Below are 23,485 nucleotides of genomic sequence, written 5' to 3'. Positions count from 1 at the left end.
ATGCTTCAATTTGCTTTTCTATCCGTTTCGCCCTGAACAGCAGGCAAAAAAGCCATTTAATATATTTATACACGTGCATCAAGCCTCGCTTTTGCGTCTTGAACCATTCGCTCAAGACGTTTAATGACCGGCGTTAAATCAGTGCCTGTTTTGCAGTTCGGGCAAGGGTGAAAGACAGCGCCGAAACCCGTTTCCGTCACAATGACCTTCTTCGGCCCGCACAGCTTACACATTATCTCGCCCCCTCTAATCTGTGGTTTACGTCAAATGAATTGCCATTAATGATGACTAAATAATCGCTGCACATCTCATAAATTCTTGTGCCCAAGGCTTCATCAACCTGCACCAGTCCGTCACAGGCCAGCTCGCTCGAGATAAGAACCGGCTTATGATTTAAATAACGGTAATTCACGACGGCGTACATTTGTTCAATCTGCCAATCGGTCGCCCGGGGTTTTCCGTTCAGCGGTTTGAACAGATCGTCAATAAAAAGCACATCCGCCTGTTTCATACGGCCAAGCTTTGCATCAAGCAGATCAAAATCATTTTTTAAATCCGTAAAGCCCTCCACAAAAGGAAAATACAGCACGGGTGTCTGCATCTGTCTCATGACATAATTGCTGAGAGCGGTCAAAAGATGGGTTTTTCCCGACCCCGGACGCCCTAAAAGGGCAATGCTGTTTTTCCGGCAGTTTTTAATCTTGTCGAAGTTTTCAACATATTCAAGGGCGCACTCATATGCGTCGACGACTGCCTGAGGCTTGCCCCGCGTGATAAATCCTTTGAAGTCCAGCTTCCGAAAGGCGCCTGTAATCTCACTTGCGCTGAGGATGCGCTCTGCTTTTCGTTCGGCGGCGCAGCGGCACTTAACCCACACATCCATTCCCAGCTGGTTTTTGAGATAACCGCCCTGATCTTTACAGAGCGGACAGTCAAAGCGGCTTTCGTCTGATTCTTCCGGTCTGTCCGCCAGTAATGGACGTTTTCCGTTTTTCAGGTCGGCCAGTATCTGCTCGATCGTTCGTTTTGTCATGTATCGTATTCCTCTCTTTTTTTGTTGTGATTGTCCTTCCCGCAATTCGTGCATTCAAGCGGTCTTCCATATACTTGGCGCAATAGCTGAAAGCCTTGATCGTTTCAGCTGAAGAGGTGCGCCGCTGTTCAAAAGCGGTAAAGCATTCGCCGAGCCATTTGATTGCTTCTTGTGCTGACGCACCGAGGGAAACAATACGGGCGATGGCCTGATAATCCCGGGGCGACGGGTATACGCTCCGCCCCTCCTGTACAGACCTTAATCTGATAAAATGGGCGGCAATGTCGTTAATCGCTTCTTCAGCAGTATGATTTTTTGTTATATCTATTTCTCTCCGGACATTTTTGTCCCGGTGATCCGCCGATATTGTCCGGTCAGTTGCTTCTGGGCGGGTCAATGTCTTTTTCGGCGTGAATCTTTTCGAGTGCTTTACGGAGACGATGAGTCCGTAAGGGGCGCGGACGGTTTTGATATATTCATGCTGTTCCAAAACCTCAAGCCACCGTCTGACGGTTTTTTCGCTGACGGCAAATACGTCGGCCATTTCTTTTGCTTTTAAGGGCTTATGACCGAGGACGATCCCCCACTTTACGCCGTCTTTTACGTGTTCCTTTGTCGTTGAGCTGATGAACCATAAAAACAGCCAAATGGCCGATCCTATTTTGTCGTAATGTTCTGAATTCAATAATCCGGAATAGATGAAAAACGGGTAGCTTTTACGACTCATAAGGGACGTCTCCGTTTTTCTTCAGACCTATATAGCGTTCATACTGCAATCGGTTATCAAATCGGAATACCGGAAGTCCGCAAGCGGTAAAAGATATCGAACCGCCTGCTTTTCCTAAACATCTCTGGTCAGCCGGATTGCTGCTGAAACGGATGATTATCGGCTTCATCTCTCACCCTCCTGATCAATTTCTTATCGTATTTTGATACATTTCGTATCCTTATGATGTTGATTATATACGATACTTTTCGTATCATCAAGACCTTTTTGATACTTTTTTTATCAACCCTTTATTTTGATACATTTTGTATCTATAATCATAAGTAACTTAGGGTGTTGAAAAAAGAGAGGTCATTCGGATGATAGGCGGAAGATTAAAGAGTCTCAGAGGAAAGAAAACACAGGAAGAAGTCGCAAATCATATCGGTGTCTCGCGCGCCAGATATTCTCATTATGAAAACGGCCGATCTGAACCCGATTACGACACGCTGCAAAAGCTTGCGGATTATTTCAAAGTGTCGACTGATTATTTGTTAACCGGAAAAGAACCTTCAGATGAAGACATGTTTGCCGATCCCGACCTGCAGATCGCATATCGGGACATGCAGGACTTTTCCCCGGAAAGCAAGCAGCAGGCCATTGAATTCATTAATTATTTAAAAGAAAAAGAGAAAAACCGCAGGCCGAAACATAAATAATCCGCTCTTTTCCTTTAAATTGCTTAACGTTCAGCCGATATAAAAGCTGAATGTTTATTTTTAAAAGAAAAGGGAATTGATTCAAAGTCCGATCAGGGCTTTTCTTTCTCGCTTGAAAAAGAACATAAGTTCGAAAGGGTGTATTCAATTGGGCGATTTTTTAACACATCTTGAGGAATACGTCAAAAACTTATATTGCCGCATGGGAATGACCGCCCCTCTCCATATTGATATGCAGATGATTGCCAAGGAGCTTGACATTTGGATTCATTTTGAAGATACGCACAGTATGATGCTGAAGCGGGACGGCATGTACAGCATCGTCCTGAATCAAAGAAAGTCACCCGAAGAGCAATGGCAGGATTTTGCGCACGAACTGTGCCATGTGCTGAAGCATACCGGCAACCATTTTCATATGAACAAGCTGTTCAGGGAACTGCAGGAATTTCAGGCCAACCATTTTATGTACCACTTCTGTGTGCCGACCTTTATGCTGTTAAACATGGAGCTTCCCCAACGGAGAAGCCATGCCGTTATTTTAATCGCAGCCGCTTTCCGGGTGACGGCATCATTTGCGGAAAAAAGACTCGAGCTGTTTGAACGGCGTAAAGCAGGTATTCAATTTCAGAAGCGGCTCGCTTGTCTGTTATCCGACAAGCGGCCGAATGTGTATTATGAAAGCGGACAGACACACTTGCATGCCGCTGAAGAAAAAACGCCGTATTTTATTGAAAATTAGCGATTCTCCGCCGGCAGAGTGTCAGCATTTTGACATCGGAGGAAGAGTATTGTGAAGCCACATTGGCGCTGGTTTAAGATGAGGCGCAGATGCGAACGCGACCGGGGCCGAAATATATCTGAACTCGCCCCGTCCGTCAAAGGCTTCACCGCGGGCCCATCTTCCTTGTGAACTCTCATCTCCTCTGGAAAAGTTAAACAGGTCATACGACACTTCCTGCTTTTCGAGTTCACGCGGAAACGTCACAGGTACAACAATGTCCCGTTCTCTTTCTTCCAGCTCTTTTATCGCCGCATACCACATATTTTGATGATACGTATCTCTTGCAATTAAAAAGGACAGCATATCCCTGACACCCGGATCGTCAGTCATCGCATACAGCCGGGTCACCTGAAGACGTCCCTGGGATTCCGCATTTAAATTTGCCCGAAAATCTGCAAGTAAATTCCCGCTGGAAATAATGTATTTCGCATTCCAAGGGTATCCTTCAGCGTCAGCCGCCATTGCGCCTAAACCTGCAACAATGGCGTGCTGCGGATTCATTCCCCCCATAACAGCCGCGACGGCCGGGTCACTTGGCGTTTTCCTGCACATCAGCCGGCGCATCGTCCAAGAGCCTTGAAATCATCGTCGCAAGCATTTCCACATGCCCGATCTCTTCCGTTCCGACATCATGCAGCAAATCTCTATATTTTTCATCGGCACGGCAGTTAAAGCCTTGAAACAAATATTGCATCATGACGCTGATCTCACCGTACTGCCCTCCAAGCACTTCTTGAAGCTTTTTCGCGTAAGCCGGATCAGGACAAGACGGCTTTGCGCGGTATTGAAGCTCTTTAATATGATAAAACATACTCATTCCCCCATTCTTTCAAACAATCTTAGTGTATGAAAGAATGGGCAGGCGGTGCGAGTCCGTTTCTTCACTCATAAAAACCGGCCTTCACGGCTTCTACATACCGAAAAAACAGATCGGTTGGCGTATATTTTTCTCCCCGGCACCCAAAATTGCTGAACAGCGCGTGTCTCTGCGCCGTGCTCACTTCCAATTGCAGCCCCATTTTCCTTTTTGTCCGATTGACAATGTTGCCGGGATTTACACCTGCCAGCCGATCATTCTTCTCTGTCAGCTCGGCATCAAATCCCGCTTCACGCAGCAGATCACAAATCAGTCTTGCTTTTTCCAGATCCGCGCCCCCGACGAGTGTATTCGGCTTTTTCAGATCATGATACCCATGAAAAGCCAATCCGTAATGATGGGCGGTCACTTTTTCTAAAGCCAGGGGTTCGTCAAAGCGTGTGCTTGTCAAATGGAGAGAACGGTTATCGCACCGCTTCGTTCCTTCAAATAAATAAATTGAGCTTTGGTCAGAAAATGCCCGCACCAGCTCACTGACACCCGGCTCAATCCTGCCGCCGTGGGGAGCGAGGACGATACATTTACTTCCCTCTTTTTCTTCATAAATAATTCTGTATTCCGATTCAGCAGCAGAAAGGGCTGCGAAATTGTCATATCTATCTTTCATGTGTAGCATGCTCTCCTTTTCCAGTCAGCACCAGTTTACTCTACTCATCTAGGAATGGAAACCTTTTTATAGTATGATTTGATAGAATACGTATCAGGGGGGATATATCATGGGATTCATCAATGGATTGCTGGGCAATGCGTCGACAATATCGACGGCTGAAGCAAAAGCAGAACTGGCTCGTATTCTGCTGGAAGGTGAGAATGTCAACGCCGCATTTAAGCTCGTCCGGGATATCATTGTCTTTACGGATAAGCGTCTTATTCTTGTTGATAAACAGGGACTCACGGGGAAGAAAACGGAGATTCAATCCATTCCGTACAAGAGCATTTCCAGATTCAGCGTAGAAACCGCCGGCCGCTTTGACCTTGATTCAGAGCTGAAAATTTGGATTTCAGGCGCGGAACTTCCCGCTGTCTCAAAGCAGTTTAAAAAAGATGAAAGCATTTATGATATTCAAAAGGCCCTTGCAGCAGTTTGTATGTAAGAAGAAACGGAAGCCCGGGGAGCTTCCGTTTTATTGATTACAGTTTTTCTTCAATTTTCGCCTTCGTTTTCGGGCCGTAAATTCCGTCTGCCGTTAATCCGCTGACGGATTGAAAACGTTTTACGGCATTTGCCGTTTTCGGACCGTAAACGCCGTCCGCCCCATGATTTTTTGCTCCTTTATCGGGATAAAAATAAAGAGCGGATAAAGCGTTTTGCACTTGTTTTACGTTTGTCCCTTTCGTCAGCGGTTTCGTCACTTTGATCACACCGGATGGAAGCGGATAGGAAGACACAGCCTGACTTTTTGAAGAAGAACCCGTCTGAGCGAGCTTGATCACTTGTCCGACTGTAATGTGATTCGGATCGGTGATATGGTTGATGCTTTGCAATGATTTTACGCTGACACCGTGCGATGCGGCGATTTCCGATAAGGTGTCGCCTTTTTTCACATGGTATTCAGACGCGGAAGAAGCAATAGAGGCTTTTTTCGCCGGCATACTCCCGCTTAATTTCTTTTCAATCTTCGCCTTCACTTCATCCCAGCGGCCTTCAGACAAAATGCGGTGCGGGCAGTACTTTCCGTTCCAGTCCTGATGCTTTCTGATTCTGTCAATCCCCCAGCCCCGTTCTTTCAAAAGCTGCGCCGCGAACGCAATCGCCAGTTCTTCTGCGGCTCTGTACCGTTCGCCGCCTGACTTGCTGTAACAGATTTCTATAGCAATCGACTTTCGGTTTCCGGTACCGTTCGTGCCGTCTCCCGAATGCCAGGCATTCCGGTCCAACGGGATTCCCTGGATCACTTCTTTGTCATCAACCGCAAAATGATAGCTCGTTGATTCGCTGTTTCCCGTCATATAGCTGATTTCATTAGCGGCGGATGCGTCGTTTGCCGTGTTATGAATGGTAATATACTCCGGCGTCATCGGATTCGGACATTTTAACGCATATTTATCAGCCGATACGAGCCGTTTTTTCACTTCAATCCCCACTCTTCATCTCTCCTTATGCCTTTTTCATCAATAGGTGGCATTCGTAGGACAGATAACTTGAGCATATAGACCCTGTATTCGGATAAAAATGGAATGGATACGCATGCAAAAAATAAGACCCTTCCAAAGAAGGGTCTTTATGTTATGTTTGGTTGCGCGCGGCAATATGGAATGTGCCGTCCGCTTGGTTTTCCAAATGGCTTTCATGGCCGATCACCTGTGTAAAGCTGAATCCGACAGCAACAAGCAGCAATCCTGACAACAGTTTAGATTTCATATAGACAATCTCCTCTCTGGATTTGTTTTTGGGCGTGCACCATTTTTTCATAAAACGTGAGCGCTTTTTCAGGCTGTCCGTGTTTCATGTAAAATTTGGCAGCATCATGCGCCAATTCTTCCACATACGGATACAGCATGTGTTCTTCCAGAAAATCAAACGTGTGCCTGACGGATGCGTTATCCATTTCCTTGCCGTATAACGCATGTAAAAATTGGAACAGATTCACAAACAATTCATCATTGTATTCGCGGGCGATACTGAGCCCGAGACGGTATTGCTTCTCTGCTTCGGCTGTAGTGTTCTGTTTATAAAGAACCTGTGTTAATGAGTAAATAGAATGCGGAAGATTATCGAACTTTTCTGACCTGCAAATGGAAACGGATGTCTCAAAATATTCGGCTGCTTTAGAGAGGTCTCCCATTTTTTCGTAACAGTTTCCGAGATTATATAAGGCTGAACTGATAAGACGGGGATTGCCTTCTTGTTTTGCAAGATCTAAAGCAAGTTCTAAGTGGGGCAATGCTCTTTCTGGATACTGCATGTCATCATAATTCCCTGCAATAACGAATTCACATTGGATTCTGCGGACGTTGTACGTCTCATACGATTGGTACGTTTCAAGGGCTTGAACGGCATAACTCATGGAGACGTAGGTTTGTTTCAGGTTGTAAAATATCTCGGCCATTTTAAAAGCAAACTCAGCTTTCTCGATGTCATCAGAAACGAGTGCAAGGTTTTTTTCAGCCCGTTTGTAATACATCATGGCGTTTAGGAACATTTTCTGTTTAAATTCGTACATTCCTCGAAAAAAATTAAAGTAGTAATCAAGCAGTCCTGTCAGTTTATACTGGTTGCCTTCAATGTCTTCCAATAATTCTGAAAACTCAGGCTGAGAAGGGTCCTCCTTTAAGGGCTTGATGTAATCCAGCATGACACGGTGTCTGAATTCCATTAATGAATAATACAGCAGCAGATCCTGATCTTCTTCCATATCCTCGATCTCTCTCTCTACTTCACGTTTGACGCGCTCCGCCTCAAGAACGTGAAACTGCCGGATATGGGTATACCATTCATTAATTTTGAGCCCGACAAAAGAGGACGGAATAGTCTGCTTCATCCTCAATAAATCCCCCCTTTTGGAATGACCGAGATATGTCATATTTTATCATATTTGCTAGAAAAAGAAGAACGCAAAAAGACCGCAATTGTCGAATTTCGGATATCCGCAACGATTTATCTCCGTCACAAGCTTATTGCTTGTTTCTTCCGTGCCGTTGATATAGCATATCCTTGCAGCTTTTTATTCTGTATTAAATGGGGGTTTTCACATGACAGCACAAAATCAGTTGGTCAGCCACTTTCTGTCACATCGAAACGTAACGATTGAGCTGGCGGAAAAAATCAGCCGCGAACATTACGATTACAAGCCGGCAGAGACATCAATGTCCGCTCAGGAACTTGTAAAACACATGGTTTATTCTTTTCTTATGTTTGCAAACGTCATTAACGACGGAAACGCATCAGCCATCCAGAACAAACCGAAAGAAGAAGCAGAAACAGACCTCGTCAAACTGGCTGAAACGTGTACTGAAAAAACGACAAACATCCTGTCACAGCTGACAGAAGAGCAGCTGAACCGCGAAATTGACCTGACCGCCTCTTTCGGCAGAAAAGTGACCGGCGCGGCTCTCCTTCAGCTTGCCATGGAGCATGAAATTCATCATAAAGGCAATCTTTTCGTGTATGTCAGAGAAATGGGCCACACGGAACTTCCGTTTTATCAGCAAAAATCATAATCCGGCCATCCGCCGGTCTGCGACATAACAGCAGGCTGGCGGATTTTTTGTTCTGCATAAAATTTTCCGAAAATTTAATTGATTACCGCCTCTTAATCATATATAATCTGATAAAAATAGTAGGATTATTCAGGAGGCACACAGATGACTGTAAGCATTGTGTTTATGGGTTTCTTTGTCGGAACGCTTGTCGGATTGACGGGTGTGGGAGGAGCAGCGCTCTTGACTCCTTTACTGATCGTTTTGGGGATCAACCCCTCAATCGCCGTCGGCACTGACCTTTTATATAACTCCATCACCAAACTGTTCGGTGTCGTTTCTCATTGGAAGCAGCGCACCGTTCAATTTAAACTAGTCGGTTACTTGGCGCTCGGAAGCATTCCCAGCGCAACAGCCGCCATCGGTGTTCTTCACTTGTTTCCCGCTTTTCACCAGCATCAGGAGCAGATTATCAAACAGGCGCTCGGCTACGTACTGACCCTTGTCGCCATTTCCATTATCGCCCGCCTTTTTTTCGATAAAAAACTGCGGCCGAACCGCTGGCAGCAAAAAACGCTTGAAGAAAAGCGGACACTCATGATATTGATCGGCGTCATTTTCGGTTTCATCGTCGGCCTGACATCTATTGGATCCGGCTCATTATTTGCGATCGCCATGTTATACCTGTTCAGAATGAAAACGGCAGAAGTGGTGGGAACGGATATCGCACATGCCTTTCTGCTCGTAACTGCTGCCGGTCTGTTAAACGCAAGCTTCGGAAGCGTCGATTACCTGCTTGTATTGAATCTGTTGATCGGCTCTGTGCCGGGTGTGCTTCTCGGCAGCTTCTTTTCGCCGAAATTCTCACCGCGCCCCCTGCAGTTTGTGATGGCGGCGATTATTTTAATCAGCGGAATCAAATTAATATAAAAAAGCGTCCTTTACAGGATCGCTTTTTTATTTGGGAAATCCCCCCAATGAGCACCTATATAAAAGTTCAATATTACCCTACACTTATTAAAATATAAACAGCAAACATAACAATGTATACCAGAAATGATCCAGCCATAAATTTTACGGGTTTTCTTGAGAAGTTTAATACTCCTCTTAATCCGTCATTCAAAATCATTCCGAAAAATGTCATCAGTGTCACTCCTAAAGCGAGCATTGAAATCACAAAAATAACCTGTTCCATGTCAAATCATCCTCTATTTACATTTTATTTTTTCAAATATGCCTATTAGTCTGGGAAAAAGATAAGACTATTGCGACCTAACATTTTCATTACTAGAATTGAAACGTTACTAAGTTCATAGCAGCAGAAAAAATGTCGCTATTAATCGCTTGCCGGGACTGAAGTTGGAGGAAATATCCCTAAAAGAACTTTAAGCAATGTCGTTTTTCCTGCACCGTTGGGACCTAATAAACGCATCATCCCTTTCCGTCTTGTTCTGTTTATAATATAAACTTACGAGGTTAAAAAGAAGATATAATCAAGGTTAATTTGCGTTTAAATTTCTCAACATAAAAAATACGTGAAGCCTCTACGGCTTCACGTATTCACTGCTGTTTGGATAAATTATAAAAATCGTTCCGTTTTGATTGCTCTTTATTTTATGTTCAAGCCCCATTTGTTTAAGCATCATATTAATGATCGATAAGCCGATCCCGGCGCCTTTTCTTTCAGATTTATTATTCATTCCCGGGCCCCTATCCTCAATTATGATTACGGGTTTGTTTTCAATTAGCTTTGTCTGTACGGAAACGTATTTTCCTGAATGAGCATGGCGCAAAACATTTTGAAAAATGTTATCAAGAATTCTCTTCAGCCAAGTCTCGTCTATTTCCCATACGATGTTTTCCTTCAGATCAATATCTATTGTAAAGTGCTCTTTCTCAAAAATCGGATACCAAGCTGTTAACGAAGAACGTATTATCTTTAATATGTCACAACTCTTTTTATGAAGCGGCAATTTACCTGCGGCAAGAAGAGAAAATGATGACAAATTGTCAATCAGTTCGCCCATAAACGTTATTTTATCGTTTATGATGCCTAAAGAATGCTTTCCATTTTCACTGTTTACTTCATTCTTTAACGTAAATGTATGCCCTCTTATAACCGTAAGAGGGGTCCTTAAATCATGAGATAAATCAGCAATCAAGTTTTTGCGGATTTCACCTTCTTCGCGCTCTTTTTGTCTGCTGTTCCTTAGTTCCTCAACCATCTGGTTGAATGAATATTCCACTTGGCCCAGTTCATCCTTCTGTTTAACTGTTACAAATTCCGGTATGCCGTCATTATCTTGTTTTTTCATATGATTCCTCAAAGAAATTAACCTTTTCTGTATTTTCGCAAAAAACATCCATGAATTAATGACAAAAAGTGAACAGACAAAAATCAAGACGATAAACCATATATAGGAATACTTAGCCCTCATAACCTCCCATTGAGATCCTATAATTGAGCGCGGAGTTTCTAAAAATGCATATCCGCTATCTTCACTCCCATTTACATAAGCACTCAGCAATAAATATTTCTTTTGGTTTTGTTCTATCATTTTAATCAATTCGCTAACGTGAATGACCTCACCTTTTTTGGCCAACCGTTCTGAGTTCGAAAACATCACCTTTCCCTTATCATTTATCCATACAATATCAGAGTGTTTATATTGCTTCATGTGCGGGAAAGCAGACGTAATTTCCCGATTGGATTTCCCTGAAAAATCTTCCACATCAGACTTCCAATCACTTTCCAACTTGTTTGGTTCATAGTGTACTTGCCCTTGGTGATCAATCAAGTATGTTAATGTGACATAGTATAGAAAATTCACGCCTAAAAAGGCTATCGGAAAAAACAAAGTTGAGGCAACGATATTAATAAGGTATTTGGTTGATAATTTCATTGTTTGATCCTGTATCCAATCCCCCTGATTGTTTCAAGAATTTCCGGCTCATTTGGATTGATCTCGATTTTTTGCCGTAAATGCCGGATATGTACCATCAACGTCTTATCCCCTTCGATATAAGGCTGTTCCCAAATATTTTCATAAATTTGTTCCTTTGTTAATATTTGATTGGGATGTCTAAGCAAAAGCAAAAAAATCCTTAACTGCTTATCAGTTAAAAATATTTCCTCATGACTTTGATGATTTAAAATTCTTTTTTCTTTCAAGTGAACACTTAAGTGTTTCAGCTTCAATTCATGAATGGCAGTCTTGTCAAATCTTCTTAATAATACTTCGATTCGAGCAGCCAGTTCATCGGGATGAAAGGGCTTTGTCACGTAATCATCCGCAAATCCTAAGCCTTTCAGCTTATCTTCCAGACCCGTTCTGGCTGTTAAAAGCAAGAGCGGGATCTGCGGATGTGTTTTTTTCATCCTTTGACCGATTGTAAATCCATCTAAACCGGGCATCATAATATCAAGCACGATCAGATCTGCCTTTTCTATATATGTTTCGTAATTATACGAAGAAGTGAGCCAGATCATCATATAGCCCCGATCTTCTAAGTCATCCTTTACAAATTGGCCAATTTCTTGATCATCTTCAATGTATAAAATGTTATTCATTAGGACCCCCTCTGAAATATGTGACTGAAAATCAATCTTCCATAATAATGATATATATTATAAAAATCTCCTTTATGTAAGGCACCATTCCATTTATTATAACTATAGATATTCACAATTCATCAAGAGGCAAAACGATAAGTCAACGGCGAAAAGGCGGTCTGTTGTCAGATCGCCTTTTCCCTTATAACGTCACACCGGACTTAAAGATTGCAAGCTCCCGAAAATCGTTTTTTTCGTTATTGACGAATTCTCCGCTTGCAACTTTAATAATGTATTGTATAAAATCTCTTACAATGTGATCTTCTGTTGTTTGTTCTTCCGCCAATCTGCCCGCGTCGTAATCAATCCAATGAGGCTTTGATTGAAATAAATCGGTATTTGTTGATACTTTCACAGTCGGGACAAATGTGCCGAACGGCGTGCCTCTTCCGGTTGTAAACAAAACGATGTGACAGCCCGCCGCTGCGAGCGCTGAAGAAGCGATTAAATCATTGCCGGGCGCACTGAGCAGTGTCAATCCCTTTGTTTTCAGTGTTTCACCGTATGTCAGCACATCAGAAACCGGTGCAAGACCGGCTTTTTGGGTGCAGCCGAGCGACTTGTCTTCGAGCGTTGAAATGCCGCCTTCCTTATTCCCTGGTGACGGGTTTTCATAAATCGGCTGCTCGTGCTTCATAAAATATTGCTTGAAATCATTGATCAATCGGACTGTTTTATGAAACACTTCTTCACTCGCCGCACGCTGCATGAGAATCGTCTCAGCGCCGAACATCTCAGGCACCTCCGTTAAGACCGTGCTCCCTCCCTGTGCAATCAAGTAATCTGAAAATCTCCCTAATAAAGGGTTTGCGGTGATGCCGGAAAAACCGTCCGACCCGCCGCATTTCAATCCGATGCTCAATTCTGACAGCGGAATCTCCTCACGTTTATCTCCCTTTGCCGCAAGGTGTATCTCTTTAAGAAGCGCAGTCCCCGCTTCAATTTCATCTGTGACAGCTTGTGATTCGAGAAATTTCACCCGATCTCCGTTCACTTCAGAAAGGGTTTCCCTAATCGCCGCCAGCTCATTATTTTCACAGCCGAGCCCTAAAACCAGCACACCGCCCGCATTTGGATGGCGGATGGCGTTTAACAGCATTTGTTTCGTATTCTCATGATCATCGCCAAGCTGGGAGCATCCGTATTGGTGCTTTAAAACCAGCACATGGTCAAAGGGCGCAATGTCTTTCGCCTCTTTTACGAAGCGCTGCAGGATTTTCTCAGCGACGCCGTTAACGCAGCCGACTGTAGGCACGATCCACAGTTCATTCCGGACGCCGGATGCACCGTTTTCTCTTCTGTAGCCTTTAAATGTCCGGTTCTCATTTGTAAAAGGATTGTCCTCGAAGCGCGGTGAATACGTGTATTCTTGCACATCGGATAAATTCGTTTGCAGATTATGGGTATGAATATGCTCGCCGGCCGAAATCCGCCTTGTCGCACGCCCGATTGAAAAACCGTATTTAATGATGCTGCCGTTTTCTTCAATGGTTTGCAGCGCGATTTTATGCCCCCGCTTTACAGGATCCTTCACTTCAATCGTCAGTCCGTCTGTATGCAGCCGCTCCCCTTTGTTAAAATGGCGCATGGCGAGAAGCACGTTATCGTTTTTATGGATTTTTATGACCTCTTTCATTTCACTTCCCCCTTTTTTCCGCAGCATTCATGTAACGCATGCTTCATACCCCGCTTATGAATAACAGACAGAAAAAAAGCCGTTCGTTCAGTCAGCCCCGGAAGATGATTCAGATTCTTCCCCCACAATCGCTCTTCTCCTAATATGGCAGATGCCGCTTGAAACATATCATCTTTGCAACGGGACCGCGCCATTTGAAAACGGTTAAGAACCTCCTCGCCGTCTGCCGGTTTGTTCGGTCCGTTCCAGTATGAATAGATCATGGCGCTGAACGAAAATACCAGCTTCTCAGGTAGCCGGCCCTCCTGTTCGATATAAGCCTTCAGCGTCGGCAGGTTTCTTGTTTTGAATTTCGCGGCGGCGTTAAGGGTAATGCTTTGCAGATAATGGTGGATATAAGGGTTTTTAAACCGCTGTAACACGTCTGCCGCGTATTGGGTGACACCCTCTATTTGCAGCACAGGGAGGATTTCTTCATTGATCAGCTCTTCAATGAATCTGCCCGTCACCTCGTGCTCAGCCGCTTCCCGGACGGTTTGCAGTCCGTATAGTAAAGCCACTGGCGCCAATGCCGTGTGAGCGCCGTTTAAGATTCTCACCTTTTTTGTCCTGTAAGACGTAAGGTCAGACGTGATCAGTGCGTTCAGCCCGGCCTCAGCAAAAGGAAGCTCATTCTGAAGCTGTTCCGGCCCTTCTATCACCCACAAATAATAATGCTCACCAACCACAAGCAGACGGTCTTCGTATCCGAGAAAATCGGTAAGTTCTTCCGCGGTATCAACAGGAAATCCGGGAACAATCCGATCCACGAGGGTATTGCAGAAGATGTTCGCGTCATGAATCCATTGAGTAAAATCAGGTTCCAGCTCCCACAGCCCGGCATATTGAAGCACGGCCGCCTTCAGTTTCCGTCCGTTTTCTTCGACCAGTTCACATGGAAGCACTATACACCCTTTCTCGGCGTCACCCGCAAATGCCTTATAGCGGAAATAAAGGAACGCCGCTAATTTCCCGGGGAATGTTTTTTGAGGTCTATCCTCGAGCCGGTCGCCTTTCTCAAACGTAATTCCCGCTTCCGTCGTATTGGAAATGATAAAACGAAGCTCCTCTTGTGCTGCCAGCCGTTTAAAGGAATCATAGTCAGAAAAAAGATCAATGCCGCGGCTGATGGATTTGACGATCATGTGTTCTTCAGCCGGTTTTCCGTCCTTTATCCCCTGCAAAAAAAGCGTAAATAAACCGTCCTGCTCGTTTAAACGTTTTATTTTCTCAGAGCCTCTCGGCTGTACGGCGACAACGCTTCCGTTAAAATCCGTCAATTGATTCAATTGATCGATCTGCCAGTCAGCGAAAGCCCGCAAAAAGTTGCCTTCACCGAACTGAAGGACTTTTTCAGGATATTGAATGTATTCGCCGCACACCTTTTTATTCAGCTGCTGCAAGCTGTCCGCCTCCTTCTGTATTTATGCACACGTTAACATTTCTCCGTGTGAAAACCCGGATAATCAGACGGGCCGTTATGTGAGTTTTTTAATGGAATCTCTTATCATCACCTCGGTGTTTTCGTATATTTTTTCCGCCGCCGTATCCGGGTCGGCGATTAGCGCCAAAATCTTCTCTGCGCCGAGTATGCTGATGTTTTCAACCGGGCGTTTTACTGTCGAAAGCCTCGGCGTCATGTATTGGGAAATGCCGATGTCATCAAACCCGATAACGGATATATCTTCCGGAACGTTCAGGCCCTTGGCGAAAATGGCGTTCATCGCCCCGATCGCCATATCATCGTTTGAACAAAAAACAGCCGTAGGCGGTGATTGAAGCGCCAAGAGTTTTTCCATCGCCTGACTGCCGCTTTCCATATCATAGCGGCCTTTTACACTGTATTCATGCTTAATCGGAATAGAATGATCAATTAAAGATGTCAAATAGCCTTCTTTCCGCTGAGAAGTTGACCTGAATCCTTCCTTTCCCTCAATGATCGCGATATCTCTGTGTCCGTTTGCGATCAGGCAGTCGACCGCCTGTCTGGAGCCTTCTTTATCGTTTGACAGGATATTCGTGATGCTCCGGTCATCAATATCCCGGTTCAGCACGACAAGCGGGATGTTTTTCTCGCGGATATGATAAATAAATGAATTATCACTGTCGCTTTGGCTCATTAAAATGATTCCGTCATATCTCATGGGCGTAATGGTTTCAAAGCTTTTCAGGTCGTCAATCGCGCGGACGAACAAATTGTATTCCTCACTGATTGTGCGGTTTACACCTTTGATGGTATCGGAAAAAAAGCTGTGTGAGGTTCCGTTTGTGATGCTTGTAAAAAACAGCCCGATCGTATGGGACTTTTGCATGGCAAGGCTTTTTGCATTTACATTCGGTGTGTAATTCAGCTGTGAAGCGAGCTCTAATATTTTCTGTTTTGTATGCTCTTTAATGTAGGGGCTGCCGTTAAGTGCCCGGGATACGGTTGTGTGGGATACGTTGGCGAGTTTTGCGATATCTTTTATGGTTACCATCGTTTTTCCTTTCTTTCTGTATGCTGTCATTTATTTCTATTGTACCATTAACGGACAGTCCATAAAATCACTAAAGTTAAGGTTTTGCATGATGTAAGTCCTGAACGAGCTCGGCATGCTGCCGGTCCGTCAGTTTATACATTAAACCGATAATCAGCATGGCGCACGCTAAAGCGAAAGCCGGGTACAGCAGCAGAAGCCCTTTAATCCCGATCAGCGTGCCTTTTGTCTGAGATGCATTCGGGATATAGCCGATAACGCTCAGCCCGATGCCTGAAAGAAAACCTGATAAAGATTGGGCGAGTTTTCTGGAGAAGTTGAAAAGCGAATATGTCGTCGCCTCCTTCCGTTCACCCGTCTTCCATTCCCCGTAATCAATAATGTCCGACACGAGCGCCCACGTAATGCCGTTTGGTATGCTGATCCCGATAAAAGCAATGCTCGCTAACGCCGTAAAGATATATACGTTTGACGGCAGACAGAAATTCAGCGCATCAGCCGCGGCGCTGACGGCAAAACCGATCATCACCGTTTGCTTTTTTCCGAAATGTTTGACGAGTTTCGGCATAAACAAAACACCTAAAAATGAAGAACCGATGATGATAAAACTCATGTAGGACATCAGCTCCGCATTGTTGAGATTATACTGGGCGAAGTAAACAAGCATAGCGGATTTAATGTTATATGCCGATATTGAGAAAATCGTCATGAAAACGACGGTCAGAAGCGGTTTGTTGCCGATAAAGCATTTGAAAACCGACATGACGGACAGCTTTTCTTTCGGCGCTTCACGGACGATAATTCTTTCTTTGCAGTTTCGGTAGCAGATCATAAATCCCGCGATTCCGATTACGGCCATCATTCCCATGACTGCCGGGTAGCCGATGTGAACGTTATCAAAATGAACGAGAATCGGGATGACGATGACACTTGTAATGAGCAGCGCGCCGAGGGAGCCGATCTGGCGGAATGCAGAAAGCGCCGTTCTGTCCTCCGCATCCTGTGTAATGGCCGCGCCGAGGGAGCCGTACGGAATATTGACGAAAGAATAAGCGACCCCCCACAGCATGTAAGAAGCATAGGCGTACACAAGCTTCCAGGTGACGCTCACGTCCGGTGACACAAAAATCAATACGGTCATGACCGCAAGAATAATACTTCCGAATAATAAGTACGGCCTGAATTTCCCCCGGGGTCCGATCTTTTTTCTGTAGTCAATGGCCGAGCCGACAATCGGATCAGTCACAGCCGCAAACAGCTTGCTGACCAAAAAAATACTGCCGGCGAACGCTGCCGGAATGCCTGCGACATCTGTGAAAAACTTCAGCAAATAGATCTGCCCGAGATCAAACATAAATCCGTTCCCAAAATCTCCAAAACCATAGGATACTTTTTCTTTCAGACTCAGCTTATGCTCCTTCACTTTTGCGGCAGGTGCTGTCACGACAGGCACATTACTCATAGGCCACCTCTTTCATTCCATTTTTTAAAAGCGGAAATATTCCTCAGCATTCCGGTAACAAATCCCCTCGACAATCTTTCCTAAAAGCTCCATATCGTAAGGCGCTTCGCCTTGTTCCGCCCAGCCGCCGATCAGCGTGCAGACAAGCCGCCTGAAGTATTCATGGCGGGGATAGGACAGGAAACTTCTTGAATCCGTCAGCATCCCGATAAAACGGCTGAACAGGCCTGTATTTGATAACGCTTTCATTTGCTGGAGCATTCCATCTTTCGTGTCATTGAACCACCAGGCTGTGCCGAATTGAATTTTCCCCGGTGTTTTCCCATCCTGAAAGCTGTTGATCATGCTGGCGATAATATAGTTGTCATTCGGATTCAAAGAATACAAAATCGTTTTAGGCAATTGCCGCTTTTTTTCGGCGGAATCTAACAGCCGGGCGAGCGGTTTTGCGATACGTTCATCATTAATTGAGTCATATCCCGTATCAGGACCGAGGCTGCTGAACTTATTTGTATTGGTATTTCTTAACGCGTTAATATGGAACTGCATCGCCCAGTCCAGTTCGGCGTAAAGACCGCAAAGATATTGCAGCGTCCGTGTTCTGAATTTCTTTTCATCTTCAAAAGACACATGCTCTCCGCTTAATCCGGCTGCAAAAATCCGGGCCGCTTCCTCTTCGGTCGTCTCGGCATAGACCATTTGATCTAATGCGTGATCCGACACTCTTCCCCCGGCATTGTGAAAAAAGCGGACGCGGGATTCTAACGCATCTAAATACGATTGGTAGGTGGTGACAGCCATTCCGGAAGCGCTCTCCAGCGAACGGACCCAATCGGCAAAACCCGGGCTGCTGATGTCCAGTCCTTTGTCAGGCCGAAATCCGGGCAGCACTTGAACCGGAAAATCACTTTCTTTCAACAGTTCGTGGTATGTCAGCGCATCGGCAGGATCGTCGGTTGTGCAAATGACTTTGACATTTGATTTCAGAATGAGATCCCTTGCGCCAAACCCGTCTCCCTGCAGGAGCTCATTCGTTTTTTTCCAAATTGCCGCGGCCGTTTTTTCATTCAATACGTCATAAATGCCGAACCAGCGCTGCAGCTCTAAATGCGTCCAGCTGTACAGCGGATTGCCTATCGCCATCGGCACCGTTTTTGCCCAGGCGAAAAACTTCTCTTCATCTGAAGCGTTTCCGGTAATGCAGCGCTCTTCAATGCCGTTGGCCCTCATGATCCGCCACTTGTAGTGGTCACCGTAAAGCCATGCCTCCGTAATCGTTGCGAAGGTTTTATTTTCATAGATTTCCTTTGGGCTTAAGTGACAGTGATAATCAATGATCGGCATGTTTTCGGCGTATTCCCTGTACAGCTTTACGGCCGTTTTACTATCCAGTAAAAAATCATCACCCATAAAAGCTTTCACACTTTCATCCTCCCTCTTAAAAATGTTAACGTTAACAAAATGGTTCTTTTTTATTTTAGCTTCCTCTTTCTCACATATCAATCATTTTTATTTTATTTTTCAGAAAATTTCATCCGTAACATTTTCATACAAAAAAAGACACTGCCGAGAAAGTCCGGCAATGTCTTCTGTGTGATCTTAAGGATTAGTAAGCGAGGCTGAATAATCCTTTGATATGTGTTAAATAACGTACGTTACTTGCTTCTTTCATTAAAGATGCCGGAAGACCTTTCAGCGGAGTAGAGTTCGCTCCGATGATGGCAACCGCGTCTTTACGTCCGAGGCTTGCAAGCGTACCAGAGTTTACAGGCTTGAATGTTTCAAGCGTTTTTCCTTCTAAGTAAGCGAACAGGTTGTAACCGACAAGTTCACCCATCTGCCAAGCGATTTGCGCTGTCGGCGGGTACGGACGGCCGTCCGGCGCAAAGTATACTGCGCTGTCTCCGACAACGAATACATCTTCATGAGAAGTAGATTGTAAGAAATCGTTAACCGTCGCACGGCCGCGGTTCACTTCAAGGCCGGATTCGCCGACTAACGGGTTGCCTTGTACGCCGCCTGTCCATACAAATGTGTTGGCAACGACTTTTGAACCGTCTTTCAGATCAATAACGTTTCCTTCAACATTTGTAACAGGAAGACCTGTTAAGAACTCAACGCCGCGTTTTTCAAGACTTTTTGTCGCGCGTTCGATAAGGTCATCAGGAAGAACAGGAAGAATTTTCGGACCTGCTTCTACTAATTTCAGTTTGATTGCTTTCGGATCTACGCCGTATTTTTTCGTAAGGTTCGGCATGATGTCAGCAAGCTCACCGACAAGCTCAACGCCTGTTAAGCCGCCGCCGCCGATAAGGATCGTTGCATCAGCTTCGTTTTTCGTTTTAGCGTATTCACGCACACGGTCTTCCACGTGTTTGTATACTTTGTTGGCATCAGCCGCAGATTTCAGCACCATGCTGTTTTCTTCGAGTCCAGGAATGCCGAAATAAGCCGTAACAGAACCAAGTCCGACAACAAGCGCGTCATAAGTCAGCTTAGAACCGTCAGAAAGGGCAACTTCTTTCTTATCAACTGAGAAAGAATTGACTTCTGCGATTTTAATGTCGACGTCTTTTCCTTTCAGAAGTTTTTCAAGCGGCATAGCAACAGCCTGTTCAGACACGTTGCCCGCTGCAAGGCGGTGCAGTTCCGTAATGATTTGGTGAGTCGGGTATTTGTTCACAACGGTTACGCGTGCTTCATCTTTACTGTAATGTTTGCGAACGGTTAAAGCAGAAAGAACTCCGCCGTAACCAGCGCCTAAAATGACAATATGTTTTGACATCGTATATCCTCCGTCCTTTATATCAATTTGAATCTGAGATTATTTTTGTTTTTCGTTCATGATTTCAAGATAGCTGTTAGCAAAACGGAACAGCTTTTGAGCTTGAGGATCTTTCAGCATGCGCAGCAGGCCGAAAAGTCCGATCGTTTCATTGCTTGCATCCGCGCGGTCTTTTGCTTCGATCGCAGTAGCCGCAACTTCTTTCGCTGTTTCTTTCACCGGCTCAAGAATTTCTGTAAGCGCACCCACTGTATCGCTCTTCAATACTTCGTCTGTCGCTACAGACTGTGCAAAATCATAAGACTTCGTTAAAATATTTACTAACTCAGTCAGTTTTGGAAGCTGATCCACTAAAACAGTCAGTGATTCTTGAACTTCAGGTTTTAGCAGCTGATCAATAAGATCGCGTTGGCCTTGGCTGACAGATGCATTTGTTTGATCGATTGTTTCTGGCATATCCGATTCTCCTTTACTATAAGCAGTATGCTGATTTTTTTGGAAAGGGTAGCCTTTCCCCCTTCATGCAGAAAAGCATGAAAAAGCAAGATTGTGAATTCATGCACAATCATTTACAAAAATAAATGTTTACTACCCAGTTTTTCACTTTGCCATATCCAGTATTATTTTTATATCAACAAAAACAATTGAATAAGTCAAAATTTCTTTTTCCTCTCTGAAAATAGCAAACATAAAAAACCCCAATTTGATTTACTCTTATATAATAACACTTTTTGAACAAAATTTGAACGTGAATTGTTTCGTTTATGAAATTATTTATATGGCGGGGGTGTAATAACGTTTCTTTTAGGCTATTTTTTTACAGACCATCCGCTTTTCCCCTGTCATTTTTCCCACAATTTTAATAGCGGGCCCGTTTTTCCCGTAAAGGGGTCGCATTCCGGGAGCGGGACACGGCTGATTTCTTCTGAAGTTCTATCATTTTTCTCCGTTTTTGTATCGTACTGCCTGCCGCCCGGATAAGCCCCGATCACGGTAAAATCAGAACTGCCCGACAGTTTTTTATGTCCGGTGCCGGCCGGAATGACCGCTGCGTCCCCCGTTTGAAGAACGGCATCCGCTCCTTGTTCCCCGCCGAACCTCAAAACCGCGTTTCCTTTTACCGCGACAAGAACTTCGTGCGTGGTGCTGTGAAAATGGTGATACGGAAATACTCCGCCCGTCCAGCTGTTCGACCAATCGTGCCGGCGGAGGACGGACTCTGCTTTCTGCACCGTTTCTTCATTAAATACCGCTTTATAAATAACAAGCGGAAGATTCGGGTTATTCGGAATGCGGCCGTCATCTTCAAAATAAAGCACTTGAATATCCTCTTTCTGCATTGTTTTCACCTCCGTATATGTCTGTTTCCCATTCATCATTTGTTAAAACGCTATTTTCTCATATTCCATTGCGAAGCCTGTCGGTGAATAGTATAGTATAAAAAAATATGTGTCAAAATGAGGGATTTAATGAAAGCCATCGTGATCGGAATATTGGCATCTCTGTTTTTTGCAGTCACATTTATTTTAAACAGGGCGATGGAGCTTTCCGGCGGAAGCTGGATGTGGAGCTCTTCCCTGCGTTTTCTTTTTATGGTTCCGTTTTTATTTTTGATCGTTTATGCGAAAGGAAAATGGGCGCCGCTCTGGCATGAAATCCGGAAAAAACCGTTTTTTTGGCTGAAGTGGAGTTTTACCGGGTTCGTGCTTTTTTATGCCCCGATTACGTTTGCGGCGGCATATGGGCCGGGCTGGCTGATCGCCGGCACGTGGCAGATTACAATTGTCGCGGGTGTGCTTCTGTCGCCGTTTTTCTACGAAACAAAAAATTCACCGGCGGGCCCGGTTTCCGCCAGACAAAAGATCCCGCTCATTTCGCTGGTTACTTCCGTCATCATCCTGATCGGAGCCGGTCTGATTCAGCTTCAGCATGCGGGTTCTCTGTCCGGCCGCACGATACTATTCAGCGTGGTGCCGGTCGTCATCGCCGCATTTGCCTATCCGCTCGGCAACCGCAAAATGCTGGAACAATACGGCGGAAAACTCGATACGTTTCAGCGGGTGCTCGGCATGACGCTCGCAAGCCTTCCGTTTTGGCTTTTGATCGCCGCTTTCGGCTGGCATAGAGACGGGCTTCCGTCAATGGCACAGACATTCCAATCCTTTATCGTCGCACTCAGCTCTGGCGTTATCGCAACAGTATTATTTTTCCGCGCCACCGATATGGTGAGGAATGAGCCGCAGAAGCTCGCTGCTGTTGAAGCGACGCAGTCCGGAGAGGTTCTTTTTGCACTGATCGGCGAAATCGTCTTTTTATCCGCGGCGTTTCCGTCACTTCTTTCATTTGCCGGACTGTTCATTATTATTGCGGGAATGGTCATGCATACATTCGCTTCCCGGCAGACAGACCAGAAAACGGCTGAGCAAACGTCAGCCAATCTCACCGGTTCCTGATTTTTTTACGAAAGGTGTCTTCCTGTATGAAAGAAGAAATTCCGGCAATATCTTTTCTGTCAGCCGGCAAACGCTTTGAACAAAACAATACGTCCTTTGATGTCCTAAGCCGTGTAACCGGACATATTCAAAAAGGTTCTATCACGGCGTTGATAGGCCCTTCCGGCGCGGGAAAAAGCACATTGCTGACACTGTGCAATCTGATGAATACACCTGATGAAGGGGAAGTGCTTGTATTCGGAAAAGAAATAAGGCGCTGGGATATCAGGGAGCTCAGAAAAACCGCGGGCCTTGCATTTCAATCAGCTCCCGTCCTCGAGGGCACGGTGCGGGACAACCTTCTGCTCGCAGAAAAACTCCACGGGGCGCAGCACTATACCCCTGAAGAGCTCGCAGATTTTACAGACCTACCGCGCGGGCTTCTGGATCGGAATGCAAAAGAATTATCCGGAGGCCAGCGGCAGAAACTCTCATTAGCGCGAACTCTCGCCGGACTGCCGTCCATCCTGCTGCTGGATGAAATCACCTCGGCGCTCGACCCGTCATCCGTTCTCATCATTGAGAAACTGATTACGAAACTCCATCGACAAAAACAGCTGACGGTCCTGTGGATCACCCATAACCTTGAACAAGCGGAACGGTTATCCGATACGGTATGGTTTATGGCTGAGGGCCGGCTTTTAGAGACCGCGGAAACGAAAACGTTCTTTAAGGAACCGAAACACGAAAAGGCCCGGGCGCTTTTACAAGGGAGCGGGTGCTGA

At 45.1% G+C, this 23,485-nt stretch carries 27 protein-coding genes and 1 pseudogene; 7 read left to right on the top strand and 21 right to left on the bottom strand.

The features are described 5' to 3' along the window. Positions 1-65: 65 nt before the first annotated feature. Genes NYE36_RS06750 through NYE36_RS06735 form a run of 4 tightly spaced genes read right to left on the bottom strand, consistent with a single transcriptional unit; the run spans position 66 to position 1,929 of the window. Entirely contained in the window at positions 66-233 is a 168-nt protein-coding gene (locus tag NYE36_RS06750) for a hypothetical protein (RefSeq protein WP_003154863.1), read from the bottom strand. Further along, a complete protein-coding gene (locus NYE36_RS06745) occupies positions 233-1,033 on the bottom strand; it encodes an ATP-binding protein (protein ID WP_031378815.1) in 801 nt (266 codons plus the stop codon). Before NYE36_RS06745 ends, NYE36_RS06750 begins: the two co-directional genes overlap by 1 nt. Next, the gene (locus tag NYE36_RS06740) at positions 933-1,760 is read right to left on the bottom strand and encodes a phage portal protein (RefSeq protein ID WP_053573483.1); all 828 of its coding nucleotides are present in this window, start codon (positions 1,758-1,760) and stop codon (positions 933-935) included. Before NYE36_RS06740 ends, NYE36_RS06745 begins: the two co-directional genes overlap by 101 nt. Further along, positions 1,750-1,929, bottom strand: a complete 180-nt coding sequence (locus NYE36_RS06735; protein WP_031378816.1) for a hypothetical protein — start codon at positions 1,927-1,929, stop codon at positions 1,750-1,752. The genes NYE36_RS06740 and NYE36_RS06735 overlap by 11 nt, the downstream gene beginning before the upstream one ends. A 190-nt stretch (positions 1,930-2,119) precedes the next feature. Between NYE36_RS06735 and xre the strand changes: the two genes are divergently transcribed. Together xre and NYE36_RS06725 are read left to right on the top strand one after the other, a co-directional pair. After that, complete coding sequence (xre, locus tag NYE36_RS06730; protein ID WP_003154871.1) at positions 2,120-2,458, top strand: HTH-type transcriptional regulator Xre; 339 nt, start codon at positions 2,120-2,122, stop codon at positions 2,456-2,458. A gap of 148 nt (positions 2,459-2,606) precedes the next feature. Further along, the gene (locus NYE36_RS06725; protein ID WP_007407286.1) at positions 2,607-3,197 is read left to right on the top strand and encodes an ImmA/IrrE family metallo-endopeptidase; all 591 of its coding nucleotides are present in this window, start codon (positions 2,607-2,609) and stop codon (positions 3,195-3,197) included. A gap of 21 nt (positions 3,198-3,218) precedes the next feature. Here the strand turns inward: NYE36_RS06725 and NYE36_RS06720 are convergent. Both NYE36_RS06720 and NYE36_RS06715 read right to left on the bottom strand, forming a co-directional pair. Then, positions 3,219-4,050, bottom strand: a pseudogene (locus NYE36_RS06720) (manganese catalase family protein). A 70-nt stretch (positions 4,051-4,120) separates the two neighbouring features. After that, on the bottom strand, positions 4,121-4,723 hold the full coding sequence (locus NYE36_RS06715; RefSeq protein ID WP_064116090.1) for a poly-gamma-glutamate hydrolase family protein: 603 nt from the start codon (positions 4,721-4,723) through the stop codon (positions 4,121-4,123). A gap of 109 nt (positions 4,724-4,832) precedes the next feature. Between NYE36_RS06715 and NYE36_RS06710 the strand changes: the two genes are divergently transcribed. After that, positions 4,833-5,210, top strand: a complete 378-nt coding sequence (locus NYE36_RS06710; RefSeq protein WP_007610770.1) for a PH domain-containing protein — start codon at positions 4,833-4,835, stop codon at positions 5,208-5,210. A gap of 37 nt (positions 5,211-5,247) precedes the next feature. On the opposite strand, the gene NYE36_RS06705 is transcribed toward NYE36_RS06710, so the two are convergent. From NYE36_RS06705 to NYE36_RS06695, 3 genes are all read right to left on the bottom strand, one after another. Beyond that, on the bottom strand, positions 5,248-6,201 hold the full coding sequence (locus NYE36_RS06705) for an N-acetylmuramoyl-L-alanine amidase (protein ID WP_015417280.1): 954 nt from the start codon (positions 6,199-6,201) through the stop codon (positions 5,248-5,250). 142 nt (positions 6,202-6,343) lie between these two features. Next, the gene (locus NYE36_RS06700; RefSeq protein ID WP_003154881.1) at positions 6,344-6,478 is read right to left on the bottom strand and encodes a PhrA family phosphatase inhibitor; all 135 of its coding nucleotides are present in this window, start codon (positions 6,476-6,478) and stop codon (positions 6,344-6,346) included. Beyond that, positions 6,468-7,604, bottom strand: coding sequence for a Rap family tetratricopeptide repeat protein (locus NYE36_RS06695; RefSeq protein ID WP_087920760.1), 1,137 nt, complete (start codon positions 7,602-7,604; stop codon positions 6,468-6,470). The genes NYE36_RS06700 and NYE36_RS06695 overlap by 11 nt, the downstream gene beginning before the upstream one ends. A gap of 205 nt (positions 7,605-7,809) precedes the next feature. Between NYE36_RS06695 and NYE36_RS06690 the strand changes: the two genes are divergently transcribed. Both NYE36_RS06690 and NYE36_RS06685 read left to right on the top strand, forming a co-directional pair. Next, entirely contained in the window at positions 7,810-8,277 is a 468-nt protein-coding gene (locus tag NYE36_RS06690; RefSeq protein WP_015417279.1) for a DinB family protein, read from the top strand. A gap of 144 nt (positions 8,278-8,421) precedes the next feature. Continuing rightward, the gene (locus NYE36_RS06685; RefSeq protein WP_007610763.1) at positions 8,422-9,186 is read left to right on the top strand and encodes a sulfite exporter TauE/SafE family protein; all 765 of its coding nucleotides are present in this window, start codon (positions 8,422-8,424) and stop codon (positions 9,184-9,186) included. A 73-nt stretch (positions 9,187-9,259) separates the two neighbouring features. On the opposite strand, the gene NYE36_RS06680 is transcribed toward NYE36_RS06685, so the two are convergent. The 12 genes from NYE36_RS06680 to NYE36_RS06625 all read right to left on the bottom strand — a co-directional run bounded on the left by NYE36_RS06680 (position 9,260) and on the right by NYE36_RS06625 (position 21,608). Continuing rightward, positions 9,260-9,451 (bottom strand): hypothetical protein, encoded by a 192-nt coding sequence (locus NYE36_RS06680; protein ID WP_015417277.1) that lies wholly within the window; start codon positions 9,449-9,451, stop codon positions 9,260-9,262. Positions 9,452-9,592: 141 nt separating this feature from the next. Then, complete coding sequence (locus tag NYE36_RS06675) at positions 9,593-9,688, bottom strand: ATP-binding cassette domain-containing protein (RefSeq protein WP_225649673.1); 96 nt, start codon at positions 9,686-9,688, stop codon at positions 9,593-9,595. A gap of 112 nt (positions 9,689-9,800) precedes the next feature. After that, positions 9,801-11,159, bottom strand: coding sequence for a HAMP domain-containing sensor histidine kinase (locus tag NYE36_RS06670; RefSeq protein WP_064116089.1), 1,359 nt, complete (start codon positions 11,157-11,159; stop codon positions 9,801-9,803). Further along, a complete protein-coding gene (locus NYE36_RS06665; RefSeq protein ID WP_060561818.1) occupies positions 11,156-11,827 on the bottom strand; it encodes a response regulator transcription factor in 672 nt (223 codons plus the stop codon). The genes NYE36_RS06670 and NYE36_RS06665 overlap by 4 nt, the downstream gene beginning before the upstream one ends. A gap of 184 nt (positions 11,828-12,011) precedes the next feature. Next, positions 12,012-13,505: an altronate dehydratase family protein gene (locus tag NYE36_RS06660; RefSeq protein WP_094032365.1), complete on the bottom strand. Its 1,494-nt coding sequence runs from the start codon at positions 13,503-13,505 to the stop codon at positions 12,012-12,014. Then, positions 13,502-14,947 (bottom strand): tagaturonate reductase, encoded by a 1,446-nt coding sequence (locus tag NYE36_RS06655; protein ID WP_094032364.1) that lies wholly within the window; start codon positions 14,945-14,947, stop codon positions 13,502-13,504. The genes NYE36_RS06660 and NYE36_RS06655 overlap by 4 nt, the downstream gene beginning before the upstream one ends. Before the next feature lie 75 nt (positions 14,948-15,022). Then, positions 15,023-16,021, bottom strand: coding sequence for a LacI family DNA-binding transcriptional regulator (locus NYE36_RS06650; RefSeq protein ID WP_007407297.1), 999 nt, complete (start codon positions 16,019-16,021; stop codon positions 15,023-15,025). Positions 16,022-16,097: 76 nt separating this feature from the next. Continuing rightward, a complete protein-coding gene (locus tag NYE36_RS06645) occupies positions 16,098-17,483 on the bottom strand; it encodes an MFS transporter (RefSeq protein WP_061861391.1) in 1,386 nt (461 codons plus the stop codon). Between the two features lie 24 nt (positions 17,484-17,507). Beyond that, positions 17,508-18,905, bottom strand: coding sequence for a glucuronate isomerase (uxaC, locus tag NYE36_RS06640; protein WP_015239666.1), 1,398 nt, complete (start codon positions 18,903-18,905; stop codon positions 17,508-17,510). Between the two features lie 184 nt (positions 18,906-19,089). Beyond that, positions 19,090-20,268, bottom strand: coding sequence for an NAD(P)/FAD-dependent oxidoreductase (locus NYE36_RS06635; RefSeq protein WP_012117352.1), 1,179 nt, complete (start codon positions 20,266-20,268; stop codon positions 19,090-19,092). Positions 20,269-20,307: 39 nt separating this feature from the next. Then, positions 20,308-20,724, bottom strand: coding sequence for a DUF1641 domain-containing protein (locus tag NYE36_RS06630; RefSeq protein WP_003154908.1), 417 nt, complete (start codon positions 20,722-20,724; stop codon positions 20,308-20,310). A 386-nt stretch (positions 20,725-21,110) separates the two neighbouring features. After that, positions 21,111-21,608 (bottom strand): cupin domain-containing protein, encoded by a 498-nt coding sequence (locus NYE36_RS06625; RefSeq protein ID WP_015417270.1) that lies wholly within the window; start codon positions 21,606-21,608, stop codon positions 21,111-21,113. Positions 21,609-21,737: 129 nt separating this feature from the next. Here NYE36_RS06625 and NYE36_RS06620 point away from each other — a divergent pair, with 129 nt between their 5' ends. Both NYE36_RS06620 and NYE36_RS06615 read left to right on the top strand, forming a co-directional pair. Continuing rightward, a complete protein-coding gene (locus NYE36_RS06620) occupies positions 21,738-22,721 on the top strand; it encodes a multidrug resistance efflux transporter family protein (protein ID WP_113766339.1) in 984 nt (327 codons plus the stop codon). A gap of 26 nt (positions 22,722-22,747) precedes the next feature. After that, positions 22,748-23,485 (top strand): ATP-binding cassette domain-containing protein, encoded by a 738-nt coding sequence (locus tag NYE36_RS06615; protein WP_113766340.1) that lies wholly within the window; start codon positions 22,748-22,750, stop codon positions 23,483-23,485.

Origin of the sequence: Bacillus sp. FSL R5-0593 (assembly GCF_038603755.1) — a bacterium.
Taxonomy (GTDB): domain Bacteria; phylum Bacillota; class Bacilli; order Bacillales; family Bacillaceae; genus Bacillus; species Bacillus velezensis.
This window is presented reverse-complemented; position numbering and strand designations above follow the sequence as displayed.